Here is a 16,910-nt window from a genome sequence, read left to right on the forward strand (position 1 = left end):
GTGTGGGACAGCCGGTGAGACGGGGCGAACCGGCCGTACATGGGTCCTCGTGAGACCCTACCGAGAACACGTCCACCGTCAACCACGTGGTCGACGAGCAGACGCCGAGGTCAGCAACGACGCCACCACGACGGTGGCGGGAAGCAGGTGTGAGGGTGGTCGACCGCGAAGACGTGGGGTCGTGGCTCGACGGGCCGCGAGCCCGTACCCGGGCCGACGAGGACCCGGGCGCACGTCTGGGCCTGCCCCCCGAGGGCCCTGGCTCCATCGCCCGCTTCGGCCGCCGTCTGGTGGCCATCCTCGTGGACTGGCTGGTCGCCAACCTCGTGGCCGGACTGCTGCTCGGCTTCACCTACGCCAGCGGCGCGGGCAGCTGGAAGCCGCTGACGGTGCTTTTCGTGGAGTACCTCCTGCTCGTCTCCACCACCGGCTCCACGATCGGTCAGCGCCTGGTCGGCCTCCATCTGGAGCGCCTGGGCGGGGGTCGGGCCACCATCGTGCAGGTGCTGGTGCGCACGGTGCTGCTCTGCCTCGCGATCCCGGCCCTGATCTGGGACCGTGACGGGCGCGGGCTTCACGACCGGGCCGCGAGCACGGTGCTGGTGAGGTCCTGACCGGCAAGAACGACCATACGGCCGGTACGCTCATCAACCGAAATATGGCAGTCTGGGGTGTTATGACCGGAAATTCAGTCTTCCCTCGCCTCCCCCGCCGCTCCCGTACGCGGACCCTCGGGCTGGTGCTCACCGTGTCCGCCGTTGGGCTCACGAGCGCGACGGCGGGTGGCTCGGCCGTCGCCGCAGCCTCGGCGCTCGCACCGACGGTCTCGAGGGTCTCAGCGGTCTCGACGTCCACGTCGCCGGGCGTGACGATCCAGGGCAAGGGCTTCGGCCACGGCCACGGCCTGTCTCAGTGGGGTGCCTACGGCGCCGCGTCCCAGGGGATCGCGTGGCAGACCATCGTGGGTCACTACTACCCCGGCACGGTCCTCACCGCGATCGGCAACCCCACGATCAGGGTCGACGTGCGCGGCGACCTCGGTCAGATGGCCTTCGGTGCGGCCAGCGGCCTGCGGGCGTCCTACGGCACCACGCACGCCGGTCTGGCGACGCTGCCCACCATGGGCAGCGACGGCAGCCCGATCACGGTCTTCTCCGTCGTGCCCGCCGACGCGACGAACGCGCGCCTGGTCTACAGCACGGCAGCCGGGCACTCCGGCACGGTCGGGCCGGTCTCGCCCCAGATCAACGTCACGAACGCGACCTCGGGCGTGGTCACGGCGTGGGCGCAGACAGCCAACCGGTTCGGCTCGGTCAAGGGTGAGTTCCGGGGCGTCATGTCCTCCGGCGCCGTCGTCCCGGTGGCGGCCATCGCGATGGACGAGTACCTGCGGGGGGTCGTGCCGCACGAGTCGCCCGCCTACTGGCCGGGTGCCGCCCTGGCGGCCCAGGCCGTGGCTGCGCGGTCCTACGCGGCCTACGGGCTGGCTCACCCGCGGGCGTCGAGCTGGGACATCTGCGACACCACCTCGTGCCAGGTCTTCCAGGCGCGCGCCTACTACGCCTCGACCGACGCCGCGGTGGCGGCCACAGCAGGCCAGGCCCTGCGCTACAACGGACAGCCGGCGTTCACCGAGTTCGGCGCCTCGACCGGTGGGTGGAACTCGGCCGGCAGCGTGCCCTACCTGCAGGCGGGCGCCGACCCCTGGGACGTCAACCCGGCCAACCCGAGCAACTCGTGGACCGTGTCGGTGACGGCGAGCACCATCCAGGCGCGCTGGCCGTCCATCGGCACCTTCCAGGCGCTCACCGTCAGCTCACGCGACGGCGCCGGCACCTGGGGCGGCCGTGTCCTCGGCGCGGTCCTGCAGGGCACCGCGGGGTCGGTGACCCTCAGCGGGGCGACCCTGCAGTCGGCGTTCGGGCTGCGGTCGACCTACTTCGCCGTCGCGCAGACTCGCCCCGACCTGACGGGGGCCGTGGCCGCCGGCACCGGGGGAGCGGTGGGGCTGCAGACGCTGCTCGGCGCCTCCGGCTTCGGGGTCGCCGCAGCGTCCGTCTCGACCGCGCTCACCGGTGCCTCCGCGAGCCAGTGGCGCTTCCTGCCCGGGCGGCGCTCCGACGGCATCCGACCCGACCTCGTCGCCGTCCGCATGAGCGGTGGGGCCTCGGGGCGCGTCGAGGTCACCACGGCGACCTCGTCGTCCTCCTACCGCACGCTCACCCGGGCGGTCACCCCCTTCCCGGCCGTGGCCCCCGACACGACGGTCCAGGCCGTCGCGGGACGCACCCCTGGTGACCTCTGCCTGGCGGTGACCGGCTCGACCGGGTCGCGACAGGCCGAGCTGCACTGCCTCTCGGCGTCGTCGGGCTACACGGCGTGGGTCCTGCACGCCGCGACCGCGCTGCCCGCGTCGGCCTCCCCGGCGACCTCGCGCTTCCTCATCGTGCCGTCGACCGGTGACCTCGTCTGGATCCCCTTCGCCGCCACCGGGTCACGCAGCCCCGAGCTGCACCGGATGTCGGCCGCGAGCGGCTACCACTCCTGGGTCGACCACCGGGTCCTCCCGCTCGGCCTGACCACGCAGGCGGCCGCGACCTTCCTGCTGTCCACGACCGGCTCCGGCTCGGCTCCGGACGTGATGTTCGTGCCCATGGCCAACACCGGCTCGGGCCGCGTGGAGGTGCACGTCATCTCGGCCGCCGCGGCCTACCGCTCGTTCTCGATGCACACCGCGACGCCGGTCGCGGCGACGACCTACCCGGCCTACCAGCCCTTCCTGGGCTGAGACCTCGGGTCAGCGGCCCCGCGTGGACCGGCGGTCCATGCGGGCGCCCCGCTGCGGGTCGACACCCTTGGGGATCGGGGGGCGCACGCCACCGAGCGCCTTGAGACGCTTGTTGACGACCGAGACCTCGTCCTTGCTGAGCACGGGCTTGAGGCGCTGGATCTTGCCCGCCAGCTTGGTGATCGCGATGTCGCCGTCGGCGGTGCCGACGCGCAGCAGGGTGACGGGCACCCCGGGCACGACGCGCTCGATCCGCTTGCGCTCGGCGGCGAGCAGGCGCGTGACCCGGGCACCCGGGCCCTCGCCGACGAGGACGATGCCCGGCCGGCCGGTCGCCCGGTAGACCAGTGCCGCCGACGTGAGGTCACCCGCGCGCTGCGCGTCGGCGGCCACCGGCTCGCGCTCGAAGAACCACCCGCGGCGCAGCGACGTCAGGGCGGCCCCGGCCGCCCCGGGCTGGCCCTCGATCTGCTTGTATGCCGCCCGCTCGGCGCGGCGGCTCATGGTGATCAGGGCCGCGAGCAGGCCGAGGATGATGCCCATCACCAGGGCGTAGACCCAGTGACCGACGAGCAGCCCGATGCCGACGGCGACGAGCACGGTGACCGCGAAGGCCAGGAGCATCCACCAGGTGATCTGCGGGTCGACCTCGCGAGCGGCGGTGAAGATCTGTCGCAGCTGCGCGAAGCGCCCGGGCTTCTTCGGGGTGCTGGTGTCCTTGGGGGTCGCGTCCTTGGCCATGAAGGTCAGGATAGGTCAGCGGCGAGCACTCACGAGACGGATGCCGCAGAGCGGGCCACGAGGGTGGCCGCCTCCTGCCGCGCCGGCTCGTCGGCCTTGGCGGCGAGGTGCGCCAGCTGCGGTGGGATCTCTCGTCCCCACCGCCGCATCGCGGTCGCCCACAGGCGGCCGGCCCGGTAGGACGAGCGCACGAGCGGACCGGCCATCACGCCCTTGAAGCCCATCTCGTCGGCCACCGTCGACCAGTGCACGAACTCCTCCGGCTTGACCCACCGGTCGATGGGGTGGTGCAGCGGCGAGGGCCGCAGGTACTGGGTGATCGTGAGGATGTCGCACCCGGCGTCGTGCAGGTCGCGGATGGCCGCCTCGATCTCGTCGTCGGTCTCACCCATGCCGAGGATGAGGTTGCTCTTGGTGACGAGCTCGGCTGCGCGGGCCATGCTCAGGACGCGCAGCGACTTGTCGTAGGTGAAGGCCGGACGGATCCGCTTGAAGATCCGCGGCACGGTCTCGAGGTTGTGGGCGAAGACCTCCGGACGGGCGTCGAAGACCTGGCCGACGAGCGCGGGCACCGCCCCGAAGTCGGGCGGCAGGATCTCGACGCCCGTCCCGGGGTTGAGGGCGTGGATCTGGCGGATCGTCTCGGCATAGAGCCCGGCCGCCCCGTCGGGCTGGTCGTCGCGGGCGACACCGGTCACCGTGGAGTAGCGCAGACCCATCGTGCGCACCGACTCGGCCACCCGCCGGGGCTCGTCGAGGTCGAGCGTCGTGGGACGACCGGTGGCGATGTCGCAGAAGTCGCACCGGCGCGTGCAGACGTCACCCCCGATGAGGAAGGTCGCCTCCTTGTCCTCCCAGCACTCGAAGATGTTGGGGCAGGCGGCCTCCTGGCAGACCGTGTGCAGACCCTCGCTCTTGACCATCGAGTGGAGCGCGGTGTATTCCGGCCCCATCTTGGCGGTGGTGCGGATCCACGAGGGCTTGCGCTCGATGGGGGTCTCGCTGTTGCGGGCCTCGACGCGCAGCAGACGGCGGCCTTCGGGGGCGATGGTCATGCGGGGACTCCTGTCCGGGTGGGGGTGGAGGTGCCACCCGTGGTGAGTCGCCGGCGGCGGGTGACCTCGGCGGCATACGGGTCGAGCAGGGCGGTGAGGTGGCGGGTCAGCAGGGGCAGGACCTCGGCGACCGTGACGTCGCGGCCCAGCTCACGCGACAGCGACGTGACCCCGGCGTCGGCGATGCCGCAGGGCACGATGACGTCGGCCCACGTCAGGTCGGGGTCGCAGTTGAGCGCGAAGCCGTGCATCGTGACCTGTCGGCTCACCCGGATGCCGATGGCGCCGAGCTTGCGGTCGGGGCCACGGTCGTCGGCGATCACCCAGGTGCCGCTGTCGCCCGGGCGGCGTCCGGCGACGACCCCGAGGTCGAAGGCCACCCGGATCATGACCTCCTCCAGCGTGCGCACGTGGGCCACGACGTCGATGGGGGCGGGCAGCCGCACGACCGGGTATCCGACGACCTGACCCGGGCCGTGCCAGGTGATCTTGCCCCCACGGTCGACGTCGATGACCGGTGTGCCGTCCTGCGGTCGTTCGTGGGCCTGCGTGCGCTTGCCCGCGGTGTAGACCGCCGGGTGCTCCAGCAGGATCGTCGTGTCGGGCAGCGCTCCGGAGGCGACCTGGGCGTGGACCTCGCGCTGGTGCTCCCAGGCCACGGTGTAGTCCACCGGCTGCGGGCAGAAGCCCAGGTGCTCGAAACGCATACGGCAAGGCTACGCCGGGTGCGCAGGCTCCTGGCCTCACCCCCGACGGGCGGGGGGCGGAGCGCCGTCGTGGCAGCTGTGGATGACCGGCCACGGACCGGACGGCAGGCTGGCAGGATGAGGGGGCACGGGGTCGGGGGACGAGGCAGACGGGGCAGACACCACAGGGGGACAGGCATGGTCGACGCGCCACCGGAGGTGCCGGGGCACACGCTCGAGCGCCCCCTCGGGCGCACCGGCCTGCTGTATGCCGCCCGGTCACCGGAGGGTGACGAGGAGACGGTCGAGGTCACCGACCCCGCCCTGCGCCCCTCCGTCGTCGTCCGGGCGCTGGCCGCTCGCGAGGAGGCGGCGCAGCAGCGCGTCACCAGTGAGCACCTGCTGCGCCTGCGTGAGGTGATCACGCTGGACGACGATGCGCTCGCCCTGGTGCGCGACCCCGCGGGTGGCGGGTCGCTCGAGGACCTCGTGCAGCAGCGCGGCCCCCTGGCTCGAGGTGAGGTCACCACGGTGCTGACCCCCCTCGCGACGATGCTGGCCGAGCTCGACGCCGCCGGGGTGGTCCACGGTGCGCTGCACCCGGGGCGGGTCCTGATCACCCAGCAGGGAAAGCCCGTCGTGACCGGTTTCGACGCCGTGCGACTGATCGGTGAGCAGCACCGCCACCCCCGAGGCGAGCCGTCCGGGTTCGACGCCCCCGAGATCGGGCTCGGGTCGCTGCCGACACCGGCGTCGGACGCCTGGTCGCTGGGCGCGCTGGGGTGGTTCTGCCTCACCGGTCAGGTGCCCCCGCCCGATGCCGCCGCCCGGGCGGACGAGGTGCTCGGGCCCGACTTCGGTGCCGCGCTGGCGCCCCTGCTCGAGCCCGATCCCTCACGTCGGACCCGGGCCAGGATCAGTGCGGGACGCATCTACCGGGCGGCCCCCGCGCTCCCGCTCGAGCTGGTGCCGGTCCCTGCCCCCCCGGTGGTGCCCTCGTCCTCGCCTGAGGCGGTCATCGCCGACCCTCCCGAGGCCGAGCCCGTCCCGGTGGCCGGCGACGAGCCGGTCAACGACCCGTGGGGCGACCACCTGGTCGTGCGGCCAGCATGGGGTGAGCTGCCCGGGGCGCGCGAGGCGACGCTCGAGCACGCCCCGCCTCTGCGGCGTCGTGAGGCCGCCCAGGGCCCCGACCCCGCCGCACCGCCCCCGACCGGCCGCCACGCCGCGCTACCGACCGAGGGGCTGCCTCGTCGCGCGGTGTCGGTGACGACCTGGTGGCGGGGCGCGGTGCTGGTCCTCGCGATCGTCCTCTTCGTCGGGGGGTTCGTCTTCGTCCTGGCCAGACGCCCACCCGCCGGCGAAGCCAGCGTGCCGGCGACGCCGTCATCAGGCACCCCGGGCGTGGTCGGCGCCGACCCCACGGCCCAAGGATCGGCGACGCCGACCGAGCTCCTCCAGGGGCTGGTCGACGCGCGGGCCGCGGCGGTCTCCACCCGTGACGCCGCCGCTCTCGACCGGGCCGAGGTCCCCGACTCGCCTCCCTCTGCCAGCGACTCAGCGCTGATCACCCGACTCGTCGAGGCGTCGCAGTCCTACGAGGGTCTGCGGTTCCGCGTGCGTGACGTCGTGGTGCGCTCACGCAGCGACACCCGGATGGAGCTCGCCGCCGTCGTCGCTCGCGACGGCTACTCCCTCGTGGGAGACCAGGGGAGCCGGGCCGCCCAGCCGGGGGTGACGGGCGAGACCTACCGCTACCAGCTCACCCGCACCGCGTCGGGCTGGCGGCTGAGTGCCCTCACCGCTGAGTCGCCTGCACCGGCAGCCTCGACCGGATGACGTCGGTCGTCAGAGCAGGCTGGCGACCGCGTCGCTCAGGGTCGCGTGCCGGAACGTGAAGCCGCTGCCGAGCAGGACCTCGGGCAGAGCCCGCTGGCTGCCCACCACGTCGTCGGCGAAGCCGCCGAGGACCAGACGCAGGGCGAAGGTCGGCGCGGGGAGCACGGCCGGTCGGCCGACCTGTCGCCCGACCTCACGAGAGATCTCGATCTGGCGGGTGGGGGCAGGGCCGACCAGGTTGACCGGACCGACGATCTCGGGGTGGTCGATCAGGTGGGCGATGGCCCGCACCTCGTCCTCGAGGGTGATCCAGGGCCACCACTGACGGCCCGAGCCGAGGGGACCACCGAGACCCAGCCTGCCGAGGCGCACCAGCGGCTGGAAGGCACCTGACGTCGGCGACATGACCAGGCCGGTGCGGATGGTGGCCACCGCTGCGCCCGCGTCGACCGCGGGCTGTGCGGCCGCCTCCCACGCCCGGACGACGTCGGCGAGGAACCCCTGCCCCGGCTCGCTGTGCTCGGTGAGCACCTCGTCGCCCCGGTCGGAGCCGTAGATGCCGACCGCAGCGCCGCTGACCAGCCGCACCGAGCCGCCGCGCGCAGCGACCGCCTCGGCGACCGCCGTCGTGCTGTCCACCCGCGACCGCAGGATCTCCTGCTGGTAGGTCGGGGTCCACCGGTGGTCTCCGACGCCGGCCCCGGACAGGTGCACGACGGCATCGACCCCGTCGAGGGCCGTGGGGTCGAGGTGGCGGGAGGCCGGGTCCCAGGAGACCTCCCCCACGGTCTGGGCGTCACGTCGGACCAGGTGCACGACCTCGTCGCCTCGTCCGTCGAGGAACGCCGACAGCGCGCTGCCGATGAGACCGGAGGCTCCGGTGATGACAACGCGCTGCCCGCTCATGCCTGGTGTTCCTCGTCCGTCCTGTGGTGGGTGCCGCCGGGTGCGGTGGCGCGCGGAGTCACCGCGGTTCCGAGCGTCACAGCGACGCCTGGAAGTCCCCTTCTTCCAGCCGCCGCTTCATCGTGTCGAGGAAGCGGGCGGCGTCGGCGCCGTCGACGATCCGGTGGTCGTAGGAGAGGGCCAGATACATCATCGAGCGCACGGCGATGGTCTCGCCACCCTCAGCGTCCGTGACCACGACCGGGCGCTTGACCAGGGCGCCGGTGCCGAGGATGGCGACCTGCGGCTGGTTGATGATCGGGGTGTCGAACAGCGCGCCCCTGCTGCCGGTGTTGGTGATGGTGAAGGTGCCACCGGACAGCTCGTCGGGCATGACCCGGTTGGTGCGGGTGCGGTCGGCGAGGTCGGCGATGGCGCGGGCCAGCCCGGCGATGTTGAGGTCGCCGGCGTTCCTCACCACGGGCACGATCAGCCCCTTCTCGGTGTCGACGGCCACGCCGATGTGCTCGCCCGCGTGGTAGACGATCTCGTCGCCGTCGACGCTGGCGTTGACCACGGGGTGGACCTTGAGGGCCTCGATCGCCGCGAGGGCGAGGAAGGGCAGGTAGCTGAGCTTGACGCCCTCGCGGGCCTCGAACTCACCCTTCGCCCTCGCTCGCAGACGGGCGATCCGGGTGAGGTCGACCTCGACCACGGTCGTCAGCTGCGCCGAGACCTGGAGCGACTCGACCATCCGCTGGGCGATGACCTTGCGCAGCCGCGACATCTTCTCGGTCGTGCCGCGCTTGGGCGAGATGCTCGTGCCCGCTGAGGCCGGACGGGCGCTGGCTGGGGCCGCGGCCACTGGGGCAGACACCGCGGCAGCCGGCGCAGGGGAAGCGGCCGGAGCCGCAGCTGCGGCCCGGGCGGCCTCGGCAGCCTGAGCGGTCTCGGCAGCCTGAGCGGCCTCAGCGGCCTGCGCGACGTCGAGCACGTCCTGCTTGCGGATGCGGCCCCCGATGCCGGTGCCGGTCACCGACGTCAGGTCGACCCCGTGCTGCGTGGCGAGCTTGCGCACGAGGGGGGTGACGTAGGTGGCGTCGTCGCCAGCGGGTGCGGCCGGCTCGGCGGGCGCCGACGGCGCGTCCGCGGCGGGCGAGGGTGCTGCGGGAGCCGACGGAGCGGGCGCCGCCGGCGCGGGCGCGGGCGCCGGGGCGGCGGCGGGCTGCGGCTCGGGAGCCGCGGGGGCCGGGGCGGGGGCCGGGGTGGGGGCCGGAGCTGCCTGCGCCGCCGGAGCGGCCGGAGCGGGAGCCGAGCCACCACCGATCACGGCGAGGTCGCCGCCGACCGGCACCGTGGAGTCCTCCTCGACGAGGATCCTGGTCAGTGTGCCGGCATACGGGGAGGGGATCTCGGTGTCGACCTTGTCGGTCGAGACCTCGAGCAGCGGCTCGTCGACGGCGACGTCGTCGCCCACGGCCTTGAGCCAGCGGGTGACGGTGCCTTCGGTCACGGACTCGCCGAGGGCCGGCATCGTGACGGTCTGACCGCCGTCGTCACCGGACCCTGCATCGCCAGCTGCGGACGAGGCCTCGGGCTCGGAGGTCTCGGCGGCCACGGGCTGCTCGGTGGACGGGGCGTCGGCGACGGGGGCCGGTGCCGCGGCGGGCTCCTCGGGCTCCTCGGGCTGCGCGGGCTGCTGCGGCGCTGCGGCGGGAGCCGCGTCCGAGGCTCCACCGTCGCTGGGCGCAGCGGCACCGTCACCGATCACGGCGAGGTCGGCCCCGACGGGCACGGTGTCGTCCTCCTGGACGAGGATCTCCTGCAGGGTGCCCGCCACGGGTGAAGGGATCTCGGTGTCGACCTTGTCGGTGGACACCTCGAGGAGTGGCTCGTCGACGGCAACCTGGTCGCCGACGTTCTTCAGCCAGCGGGTGACAGTGCCCTCGGTGACGGACTCACCGAGAGCCGGCATGGTCACGCGTTCAGACATGAGGGGTGGTCTCCTTCGGGTTCAGCTGGCGCTGCAGGGGGCGGGGTCCGGCGGGACGGTCTCGATGCCGGGGATGCTGTGGTCGAGCCTGTCACGGATGGGGTCGGCGTGGCCACACCGTCCGTGCAGTGGCGGCGTGGCGGCCATGGCGCGTGCTGCGCACGCGGCGGGCTCAGCCATGGGCGTGCAGGGGTTTGCCGGCGAGGGCGAGGTGGGCCTCCCCGAGGGCCTCGTTCTGGGTGGGGTGGGCGTGCACGAGCGAAGCGACGTCCTCGGGGAAGGCTTCCCAGGACACGATGAGCTGCGCCTCGCCCACCTGCTCGCCCATCCGCGCACCGACCATGTGGACGCCGACGACGGGGCCGTCGGTGCGGCGCACGAGCTTGACGAAGCCGGCCGTGCCGAGGATCTGAGACTTGCCGTTGCCGCCGAGGTTGTACTCGTAGACCTCGACGCAGTCGGCGCCGTAGGTCGTGCGGGCGGCCTCCTCGGTGAGCCCGACCGACGCGATCTCGGGGTCGCTGTAGGTGACCCGCGGGATGGTGGTCTCGTCGATGACCGCGGGCGCGAGGCCCGCGATGTCCTCGGCGACGAAGATGCCCTGGGCGAACCCCCGGTGGGCGAGCTGCAGGCCGGGCACGATGTCTCCGACCGCGTAGACGCCGGTCACGTTGGTCCGCAGCCGCGCGTCGGTGGTGACGAAGCCGCGGTCCATCGCCACCCCCGCCTGCTCGAAGCCGAGGTCGGCCGTCGCGGGTCCACGCCCGACGGCGACGAGCAGCAGGTCGGCCTCGATCGGCTCGGACCCCTCGAGCGACACCGTCACCACCTCGCCGCCGTGGGTGCTGTCGACGTGCTGGCGGGCCCCCGCGAAGCGCACGCCGGCCCGCACCGTGATGCCGCGCTTGCGGAACGCCCGCTCGAGCGCCTTCGAGGCCGCAGGGTCCTCGGCGGCGACCAGCCGGGGCAGGGCCTCGACCACGGTGACCTCCGAGCCGAACGAGCGGAAGACCGAGGCGAACTCGACCCCGATCACCCCACCGCCCAGCACGACCACACGGTCGGGGACGGCGTCGAGGTGCAGCGCCTGCTCGCTGGTCATGACCCGCCCGGTGATCTCGAGGCCCGGCAGCGTGCGGGCGTAGGAACCGGTGGCCAGGACCACGTGGCGCCCGTGCAGGCGCCGGTCACCGACAGCGACCGTGTCCGGTGCCTCGAGCCGGCCCCGGCCGGTGACGAGGGCGACACCCCCCGCGGCGACCAGCCCCTGCAGTCCCTTGTGGAGCCGGGCGACGACACCGTCCTTGTAGGCGTTGACGCCCGACATGTCGATGCCGTCCACGCTCGACCGCACCCCGAACCTCGCACCCTCACGCGCGTTGTCCGCGACCTCAGCGGCGTGCAGGAGCGCCTTGGTCGGGATGCAGCCGCGATGCAGGCAGGTCCCGCCCAGCTCGGCCTGCTCGACGAGGGCCACCGTGAGCCCCAGCTCCACCGCTCGCAGCGCGCAGGCGTAGCCTCCGCTGCCGCCGCCCAGCACGACGATGTCGTAGGTCGTCTCGGTGTCAGCCGGCATTGGCGCTCCCTCGTGCAGGATCGGTCTCGAGCCCCTCGGTCACGGGTCGCGTGCACCGTGGGGCGTGAGCGACATCCTGTCACCGGGCACCGACCGATCGACACCGGGGCGCGCCGAGCGGCGCTCGGGGCGGTCACCGGGCCTGCTCCGATATCCTCCCGTCATGGGACTCCTCGACCGCCTGCGCCGCCGTTCGGCCGGCGACCCTCGCCGCACCGACGGCCCCGACATGGCGGTGAACCGCGCCGCGGTGAAGAGCCACCTCAAGGACTTCGCCGAGACCAGGCGCGGGGTCGAGGCCTTCGTCGAGCCCTCGACGAACGTCAGCCCCGAGAGCCTGATCCTCATCGCGACCGACGGCGAGTGGACGCGACGGGCGATCGGCTCGCGCCGGGCCGCCTTCGAGGTCGCCTCGTCACTGGGCATCCCGGTCTACGACGTGCTCCTCACCGGATACCCCCGTCGCATGCGAGAGTGGAACAGCGCCCAGCGCAAGAAGGACCGGGGCTGACCGTCTCGCCCGTCCACGACCCGTTCCACCCGTCGACACCAGCAGGAGCCCTCGATGTCCGGCAAGGCCAAGAAGCCCACGTCCTCCGCAGGTCCCACCGAGGAGATGAAGGCGAAGTTCCGCGCCGCGCTCGACAAGAAGCAGGCGCACGCAGGCAAGGACGTCTCCGACGACGGCGACCAGGCCAAGGTCCAGGACGCCCACGGTCCCGCCAAGGCGCAGCAGATGTTCCGCCGCAAGTCCGGCGGCTGACCCGCCTCCGCTCCCGGAACCGCTGACGCCGGCCTCCGCCCCTCCGGGGGGTCAGCCGTCAGACCCGTCGAGGGTCTCGAGCAGGGTGATCAGGGTGCGCACGCCGAAACCCGTGCCTCCCTTGGGCGTGTAGCCATAGGGACCGCCCGAGTGGTATGCGGGTCCCGCGATGTCGAGGTGGGCCCAGGGGATCGGGCCGCCCGCCTTCGTGACGCCGACGAACTCGCGCAGGAACAGCCCGGCGGTCAGCATGCCGCCGTTCGCGTCGCCCTTGTGGGCCATGTCGGCAAAGGGCGAGTCGAGCTGCGCGCGCAGGTAGGCCGGCAGCGGCATCGGCCAGAGGTCCTCTCCGGCCTGGTCGGCCGCCGCGCAGACCTGCTCCCGGAAGGGGTCGTCGTTGGCCATCGCCGCGCCGACCCGGTCGAGGGCCAGGACCTGCGCCCCGGTCAGGGTGGCGACGTCGAGCATGACGTCGGGGTGGCTCTCGCTGGCCAGGGCCATCGCGTCGGCGAGCACCATGCGTCCCTCGGCATCCGGGTCGAGCACCTCGACCGTCGTGCCGTCACGCATGGTGACGACGTCTCCGGCGCGTTGGGCGTTGGCGTCGGGCATGTTCTCGGCGAGCGCGAGGTAGGCGGTCACCGCGACCGGCACCGACAGACGGGCGGCCGCGAGCATCGTCCCGGCTACCGCAGCGGCACCAGACATGTCGCTCTTCATCGCCGGCATGCTCGCGCGGGGCTTGATCGACAGGCCACCGGAGTCGAAGGTGATGCCCTTGCCGATCAGGGCGACGGTGGGGAGGTCCTTCGCGGCGCCGCGGGGGCGCCAGGTGAGCACGACGAGCCGGGGCGGACGGGCAGAACCCTGCCCCACCCCCACGATCCCGCCGTAGCCCCCCCGCTCGAGCTGGCGCTCGTCGAGCACGCGCACGCGCACGCCGGTGCCGAGGAAGCGCTCGCGCACCTCGGCGGCGAAGGTCTGGGGGTAGAGCAGGTTGGGTGGGGCGTTGACCAGGTCCCGGCACCAGGTGACGCCCTCACCGACGGCCGCGGCGCGGGCCACCGCGGTCCGGACGGCGCGCGACCGCGCAGCAGGGGCGAGGACCACGATCACCGGCACCGCCTTGGGCACCGACCCGGTGCGGGTGACCCGCGGCACCGCGTAGGCGCCGAGGACGGCTCCCTCGGCGGTCGCTGCCACCAGCTCCACGGCCGGGACGCACACCGCCGCGGAGGCACGACCGGCCAGGGAGCGCAGCGCGGCACCGACGGCGCGCCGTACGGGCTCGTGGTGCGGGTCGTCGCCGAGGCCGACGAGCACCACCAGGGGGGCCGCGACGCCCGGCACCGAGGTGAGCCGGGTCAGCTCCTCGAGCCGCCCCGTCGCACCGAGCTCTAGCGCAGCGTCCTGCAGGTGCGTGACCGTCTCGGGCGCCAGGTCCACCGCACTCGTGACGAGCGGCCCCGTCTCGCCACGACGCAGCCCGATGACGAGGGCCTGCGTCGAGACACTGGAGACGGAGCGGTCGCTCACGCTCAGGTCGACGGGGGCGCCCACGGTGGCCGCACCGCCCGTCGACGTGGGGCGGGTGCGGCGCGGTGAGGAGGTGGGGGTCGGCACGGTGGTCCTTCGATCGGTGAGGGGTCCTGGCCACCCTAGCCACGCCACCCGGTGCAGCGCCGGGCCGCGAGTAGCGTGGAGACCATGTCGGACACCGCCCCTGCCCTCACCGTCGTCCCCGCGCGGACGTCGCCGCTCCACACCCGCCACCTCTCCCTCGGCGCCAGGATGGCCGACTTCGGAGGGTGGGACATGCCGATCGAGTACCCTGGTGGTGGCGTGGTGGCCGAGCACACCGCGGTGCGCACCGCCGTCGGGGTCTTCGACGTCAGCCACCTGGGCAAGGCGCGGGTCTCCGGCCCGGGCGCCGTCGACGCGGTGAACGCCCTCTTCACCAACGACCTGCGGCGCATCGGCCCCGGTCAGGCGCAGTACACCATGTGCTGCGACGAGACCGGCGGCGTCGTCGACGACCTCATCGCCTACCTCCTCTCCGACGACGACGTCTTCCTGATCCCCAACGCCGCCAACACGGCCGAGGTCGTCCGACGCGTCGAGCGAGCCCTGCCCGAGGAGGTCACCGTCACCAACCTGCACGACGCCTACGGGGTGATCGCGGTGCAGGGGCCGAGGTCCGACGAGGTGCTCGAGGCGCTGGGCCTGCCGACCGGTCACGACTACATGTCGTTCGTCGAGGTCGACTGGCAGGGCGCGCCGCTCATCGTCTGTCGCACGGGATACACGGGGGAGCGGGGCTACGAGCTGCTGCCGGCGTGGGAGGGCGCGACGGCGCTGTGGGACGCCCTGCTCGAGGCTGCGGCACCATACGGCGGGCTGCCCTGCGGGCTGGGGGCCCGCGACACGCTGCGGACCGAGATGGGCTACCCCCTCCACGGCCAGGACCTCTCGCTCGACATCACGCCGGTGCAGGCCCGGGCGGGCTGGGCGGTCGGGTGGGCCAAGGAGTCCTTCTGGGGGAGGGACGCCCTGGTCGCCGAGAAGACGACCGGACCTCGGCGGGTCTCGCGCGGGCTGCTCGTCACGGGCCGCGGCATCCCCCGGGCGCACTGTGGCGTGTCCGTCGACGGGGTGCCTGTCGGGGAGGTGACCTCGGGGACCTTCTCCCCGACCCTCAAGCAGGGCGTCGCCCTGGCGCTGCTCGCGCCCTCGGTCGGGGTGGGTGACGAGGTGGTCGTCGACGTGCGTGGTCGCGACGTGGTCGCGGTCGTGACGAAGCCCCCGTTCGTCCAGGTGCAGACGCGCCAGACCTGACCGTCGAGCCGCGACCGACACCCGTCGGCCGTGTGACCGCTGGGGCTGGGTCACCGCCGACACCGCCCCCGCGCCGTCGGCCGTCCCGACGTCTACGCTGGCCCGATGAGCGACTGGACCTGGCAGATGACCGACGCGCAGGGCCTGTCGGTGCAGCGCGAGGGCGGCGACGCGGTCTTCCCCACCCAGAGCGAGGCCGAGTCGTGGATCGGTGAGGAGTGGCGCCAGCTGCTCGACTCCGGCGTCGACGCCGTGACCCTGCGCGAGGACGGCGCCGACGTCTACGGCCCGATGAGCCTGCACGGCACGGAGTAGGTCCTCGCGACGGGCCGGTGCCCGTCACGACGGGCCTACGATCGGGCCATGGCCTCGACCGTGCTTCCGGCGTCCCTCACCCGCGACCTCGAGCGGCGAGTGCGCACGGCCCAGCGGGACTGGCGCTCCCCCGGGGTGTCGGCCGGGGTGGTGCGCGACGGGGAGCTCGTGTGGTCGACGCACGTGGGGTCGGCCCGGCTCGAGCCGGGGAGGCCGGGCAGGCCGGCGAACGACGACACCCAGTACATGATCGGCTCGATCACCAAGACGTTCACCGCCCTGCTGGTGCTGCAGCTGCGCGACGAGGGCAAGCTCGACCTCGACGCGCCGCTCGGCACGTGGCTGCCGCGCACGAAGCACGCGCCCGTCACCGTGCGCCAGATGCTCTCCCACTCCTCGGGCCTCCAGCGCGAGCCGGTGGGCTACCTCTGGGAGAGCCTCGAGGCCCCCGACGGTCGCCGGCTGCTCGCCGAGCTCGACGAGGCCGAGCGGGTGCTCGGCCCGCACGTCGCCTTCCACTACTCCAACCTCGCCTATGCCCTGCTGGGCCAGGTGGTCGAGCAGGTGGACGGCACCAGCTGGGAGAAGGCCGTCACCACGCGGTTGCTCCAGCCGCTCAAGCTGGGCCGCACCGGCCTGCGGCCCGCTCGCGACCGGGCCTACGGCTACCAGGTCGACCCCTTCGCCGGCACGGCCCAGGAGGAGCAGGTCTTCGACCTAAAGGCCACCGCGGCCCTGGGGGGCCTCTGGTCGAGCACCGGTGACCTCGCGCGGTACGCCGCGTTCCTGGCCGACCCGGCTCCGGCTGTCCTCTCGGCCGAGACCCTCGGCCAGATGTGTCGTCCCCTCGTCATGGTCGACCCCGACCGGTGGACTGCGGGCTACGGTCTCGGCCTCGGGATGGCACGGCGTGGCGACCGGGTCCTCGTCGGTCACGGCGGCGCGATGCCGGGCTTCCTCACCGGCCTCCGGGTGCACCGGGGGGAGAAGACGGGGGCGGTCGTCAGCGCCAACGCGTCGTCGCGGGCCGATGCCCTGGCCCTGGCGGGGGACCTGGTGGTGGCCGTGCTCGATGCCCTCCCCGAGCTCCCCGCACCATGGGTGCCAGAGCAGCGGCACACTGACCTCGACGAGCTGCTGGGGGCCTGGTGGTCCGAGGGGGAGGAGCTGCGCCTCGAGGTGCGCGAGGGTGATCTGTGGATGGTCTCCGTCGGCGCCGGGGCCCTCGGGGAGACCCGGTTCGTCCGCGAGTCCGAGGTCGCCTTCCGGGCGGCGGAGGGTCGCGAGCGCGGCGAGCTGCTCGAGATCGTGCGCGACGACGACGACCGGGTGGCGAAGCTGTACTTCGCGACCTACGCCGTGACCCGCCGTCCCCTCGCGTTCGCCCACCTGGGCCCGGGCTGACGGCCACGCCCACCCTCGCCGCAGGCGGGC

The 16,910-nt window shown here is 73.4% G+C and carries 15 protein-coding genes; 8 read left to right on the forward strand and 7 right to left on the reverse strand.

The genetic code is table 11. From position 1 onward, the window contains the following. Positions 1–155 precede the first annotated feature (155 nt). Together V3N99_20160 and V3N99_20165 are read left to right on the forward strand one after the other, a co-directional pair. Entirely contained in the window at positions 156–614 is a 459-nt protein-coding gene (locus V3N99_20160; GenBank protein MEO3939041.1) for an RDD family protein, read from the forward strand. 125 nt (positions 615–739) lie between these two features. Next, positions 740–2,788: a SpoIID/LytB domain-containing protein gene (locus V3N99_20165; protein ID MEO3939042.1), complete on the forward strand. Its 2,049-nt coding sequence runs from the start codon at positions 740–742 to the stop codon at positions 2,786–2,788. A 9-nt stretch (positions 2,789–2,797) separates the two neighbouring features. Here V3N99_20165 and V3N99_20170 read toward each other — a convergent pair whose 3' ends face one another. From V3N99_20170 to lipB, 3 genes are read right to left on the reverse strand one after another with little or no spacing between them, the layout of a single operon-like run. Then, positions 2,798–3,529: a DUF4191 domain-containing protein gene (locus V3N99_20170; GenBank protein MEO3939043.1), complete on the reverse strand. Its 732-nt coding sequence runs from the start codon at positions 3,527–3,529 to the stop codon at positions 2,798–2,800. A gap of 29 nt (positions 3,530–3,558) precedes the next feature. Continuing rightward, complete coding sequence (lipA, locus tag V3N99_20175) at positions 3,559–4,584, reverse strand: lipoyl synthase (GenBank protein MEO3939044.1); 1,026 nt, start codon at positions 4,582–4,584, stop codon at positions 3,559–3,561. Then, a complete protein-coding gene (lipB, locus tag V3N99_20180) occupies positions 4,581–5,291 on the reverse strand; it encodes a lipoyl(octanoyl) transferase LipB (protein ID MEO3939045.1) in 711 nt (236 codons plus the stop codon). Before lipB ends, lipA begins: the two co-directional genes overlap by 4 nt. A 177-nt stretch (positions 5,292–5,468) precedes the next feature. On the opposite strand from lipB, the gene V3N99_20185 reads away from it, so the two are divergent. Continuing rightward, entirely contained in the window at positions 5,469–7,109 is a 1,641-nt protein-coding gene (locus V3N99_20185) for a protein kinase (protein ID MEO3939046.1), read from the forward strand. 9 nt (positions 7,110–7,118) lie between these two features. Here the strand turns inward: V3N99_20185 and V3N99_20190 are convergent, their stop codons facing one another. The 3 genes from V3N99_20190 to lpdA form a co-directional block, all read right to left on the reverse strand. Beyond that, positions 7,119–8,015, reverse strand: coding sequence for a TIGR01777 family oxidoreductase (locus V3N99_20190; GenBank protein MEO3939047.1), 897 nt, complete (start codon positions 8,013–8,015; stop codon positions 7,119–7,121). A gap of 76 nt (positions 8,016–8,091) precedes the next feature. Then, positions 8,092–9,987, reverse strand: coding sequence for a 2-oxo acid dehydrogenase subunit E2 (locus V3N99_20195; GenBank protein ID MEO3939048.1), 1,896 nt, complete (start codon positions 9,985–9,987; stop codon positions 8,092–8,094). 172 nt (positions 9,988–10,159) lie between these two features. Further along, positions 10,160–11,563 carry a dihydrolipoyl dehydrogenase gene (gene lpdA / locus V3N99_20200; protein ID MEO3939049.1) on the reverse strand — a complete coding sequence of 468 codons (1,404 nt, stop codon included), beginning with the start codon at positions 11,561–11,563 and terminating at the stop codon, positions 10,160–10,162. A 163-nt stretch (positions 11,564–11,726) separates the two neighbouring features. On the opposite strand from lpdA, the gene V3N99_20205 reads away from it, so the two are divergent. Further along, complete coding sequence (locus V3N99_20205) at positions 11,727–12,074, forward strand: hypothetical protein (GenBank protein ID MEO3939050.1); 348 nt, start codon at positions 11,727–11,729, stop codon at positions 12,072–12,074. Between the two features lie 54 nt (positions 12,075–12,128). After that, complete coding sequence (locus V3N99_20210) at positions 12,129–12,326, forward strand: DUF5302 domain-containing protein (protein ID MEO3939051.1); 198 nt, start codon at positions 12,129–12,131, stop codon at positions 12,324–12,326. A 51-nt stretch (positions 12,327–12,377) separates the two neighbouring features. On the opposite strand, the gene V3N99_20215 is transcribed toward V3N99_20210, so the two are convergent. Then, the gene (locus V3N99_20215) at positions 12,378–13,949 is read right to left on the reverse strand and encodes a leucyl aminopeptidase (GenBank protein MEO3939052.1); all 1,572 of its coding nucleotides are present in this window, start codon (positions 13,947–13,949) and stop codon (positions 12,378–12,380) included. An 84-nt stretch (positions 13,950–14,033) separates the two neighbouring features. On the opposite strand from V3N99_20215, the gene gcvT reads away from it, so the two are divergent. The 3 genes from gcvT to V3N99_20230 all read left to right on the forward strand — a co-directional run bounded on the left by gcvT (position 14,034) and on the right by V3N99_20230 (position 16,880). After that, positions 14,034–15,161: a glycine cleavage system aminomethyltransferase GcvT gene (gene gcvT, locus V3N99_20220; protein MEO3939053.1), complete on the forward strand. Its 1,128-nt coding sequence runs from the start codon at positions 14,034–14,036 to the stop codon at positions 15,159–15,161. A 105-nt stretch (positions 15,162–15,266) separates the two neighbouring features. After that, entirely contained in the window at positions 15,267–15,476 is a 210-nt protein-coding gene (locus tag V3N99_20225; GenBank protein ID MEO3939054.1) for a hypothetical protein, read from the forward strand. A 48-nt stretch (positions 15,477–15,524) separates the two neighbouring features. Beyond that, the gene (locus tag V3N99_20230; GenBank protein MEO3939055.1) at positions 15,525–16,880 is read left to right on the forward strand and encodes a serine hydrolase domain-containing protein; all 1,356 of its coding nucleotides are present in this window, start codon (positions 15,525–15,527) and stop codon (positions 16,878–16,880) included. The last annotated feature ends 30 nt before the right edge of the window (positions 16,881–16,910 follow it).

This window comes from Dermatophilaceae bacterium Soc4.6 (assembly GCA_039889245.1).
GTDB lineage: Bacteria > Actinomycetota > Actinomycetes > Actinomycetales > Dermatophilaceae > Lapillicoccus.

What these genes read in the sequence shown, in the direction of transcription:
- V3N99_20185 (MEO3939046.1), top strand. Translation starts at nt 5,469, where the DNA reads ATGGTCGACGCGCCACCGGAGGTGCCGGGGCACACGCTCGAGCGCCCC.
- V3N99_20230 (MEO3939055.1), top strand. Translation starts at nt 15,525, where the DNA reads ATGGCCTCGACCGTGCTTCCGGCGTCCCTCACCCGCGACCTCGAGCGG.
- V3N99_20195 (MEO3939048.1), bottom strand. Translation starts at nt 9,987, where the DNA reads ATGTCTGAACGCGTGACCATGCCGGCTCTCGGTGAGTCCGTCACCGAG.
- lipA (MEO3939044.1), bottom strand. Translation starts at nt 4,584, where the DNA reads ATGACCATCGCCCCCGAAGGCCGCCGTCTGCTGCGCGTCGAGGCCCGC.
- V3N99_20190 (MEO3939047.1), bottom strand. Translation starts at nt 8,015, where the DNA reads ATGAGCGGGCAGCGCGTTGTCATCACCGGAGCCTCCGGTCTCATCGGC.
- V3N99_20210 (MEO3939051.1), top strand. Translation starts at nt 12,129, where the DNA reads ATGTCCGGCAAGGCCAAGAAGCCCACGTCCTCCGCAGGTCCCACCGAG.
- lpdA (MEO3939049.1), bottom strand. Translation starts at nt 11,563, where the DNA reads ATGCCGGCTGACACCGAGACGACCTACGACATCGTCGTGCTGGGCGGC.
- V3N99_20170 (MEO3939043.1), bottom strand. Translation starts at nt 3,529, where the DNA reads ATGGCCAAGGACGCGACCCCCAAGGACACCAGCACCCCGAAGAAGCCC.
- V3N99_20225 (MEO3939054.1), top strand. Translation starts at nt 15,267, where the DNA reads ATGAGCGACTGGACCTGGCAGATGACCGACGCGCAGGGCCTGTCGGTG.
- gcvT (MEO3939053.1), top strand. Translation starts at nt 14,034, where the DNA reads ATGTCGGACACCGCCCCTGCCCTCACCGTCGTCCCCGCGCGGACGTCG.
- lipB (MEO3939045.1), bottom strand. Translation starts at nt 5,291, where the DNA reads ATGCGTTTCGAGCACCTGGGCTTCTGCCCGCAGCCGGTGGACTACACC.
- V3N99_20205 (MEO3939050.1), top strand. Translation starts at nt 11,727, where the DNA reads ATGGGACTCCTCGACCGCCTGCGCCGCCGTTCGGCCGGCGACCCTCGC.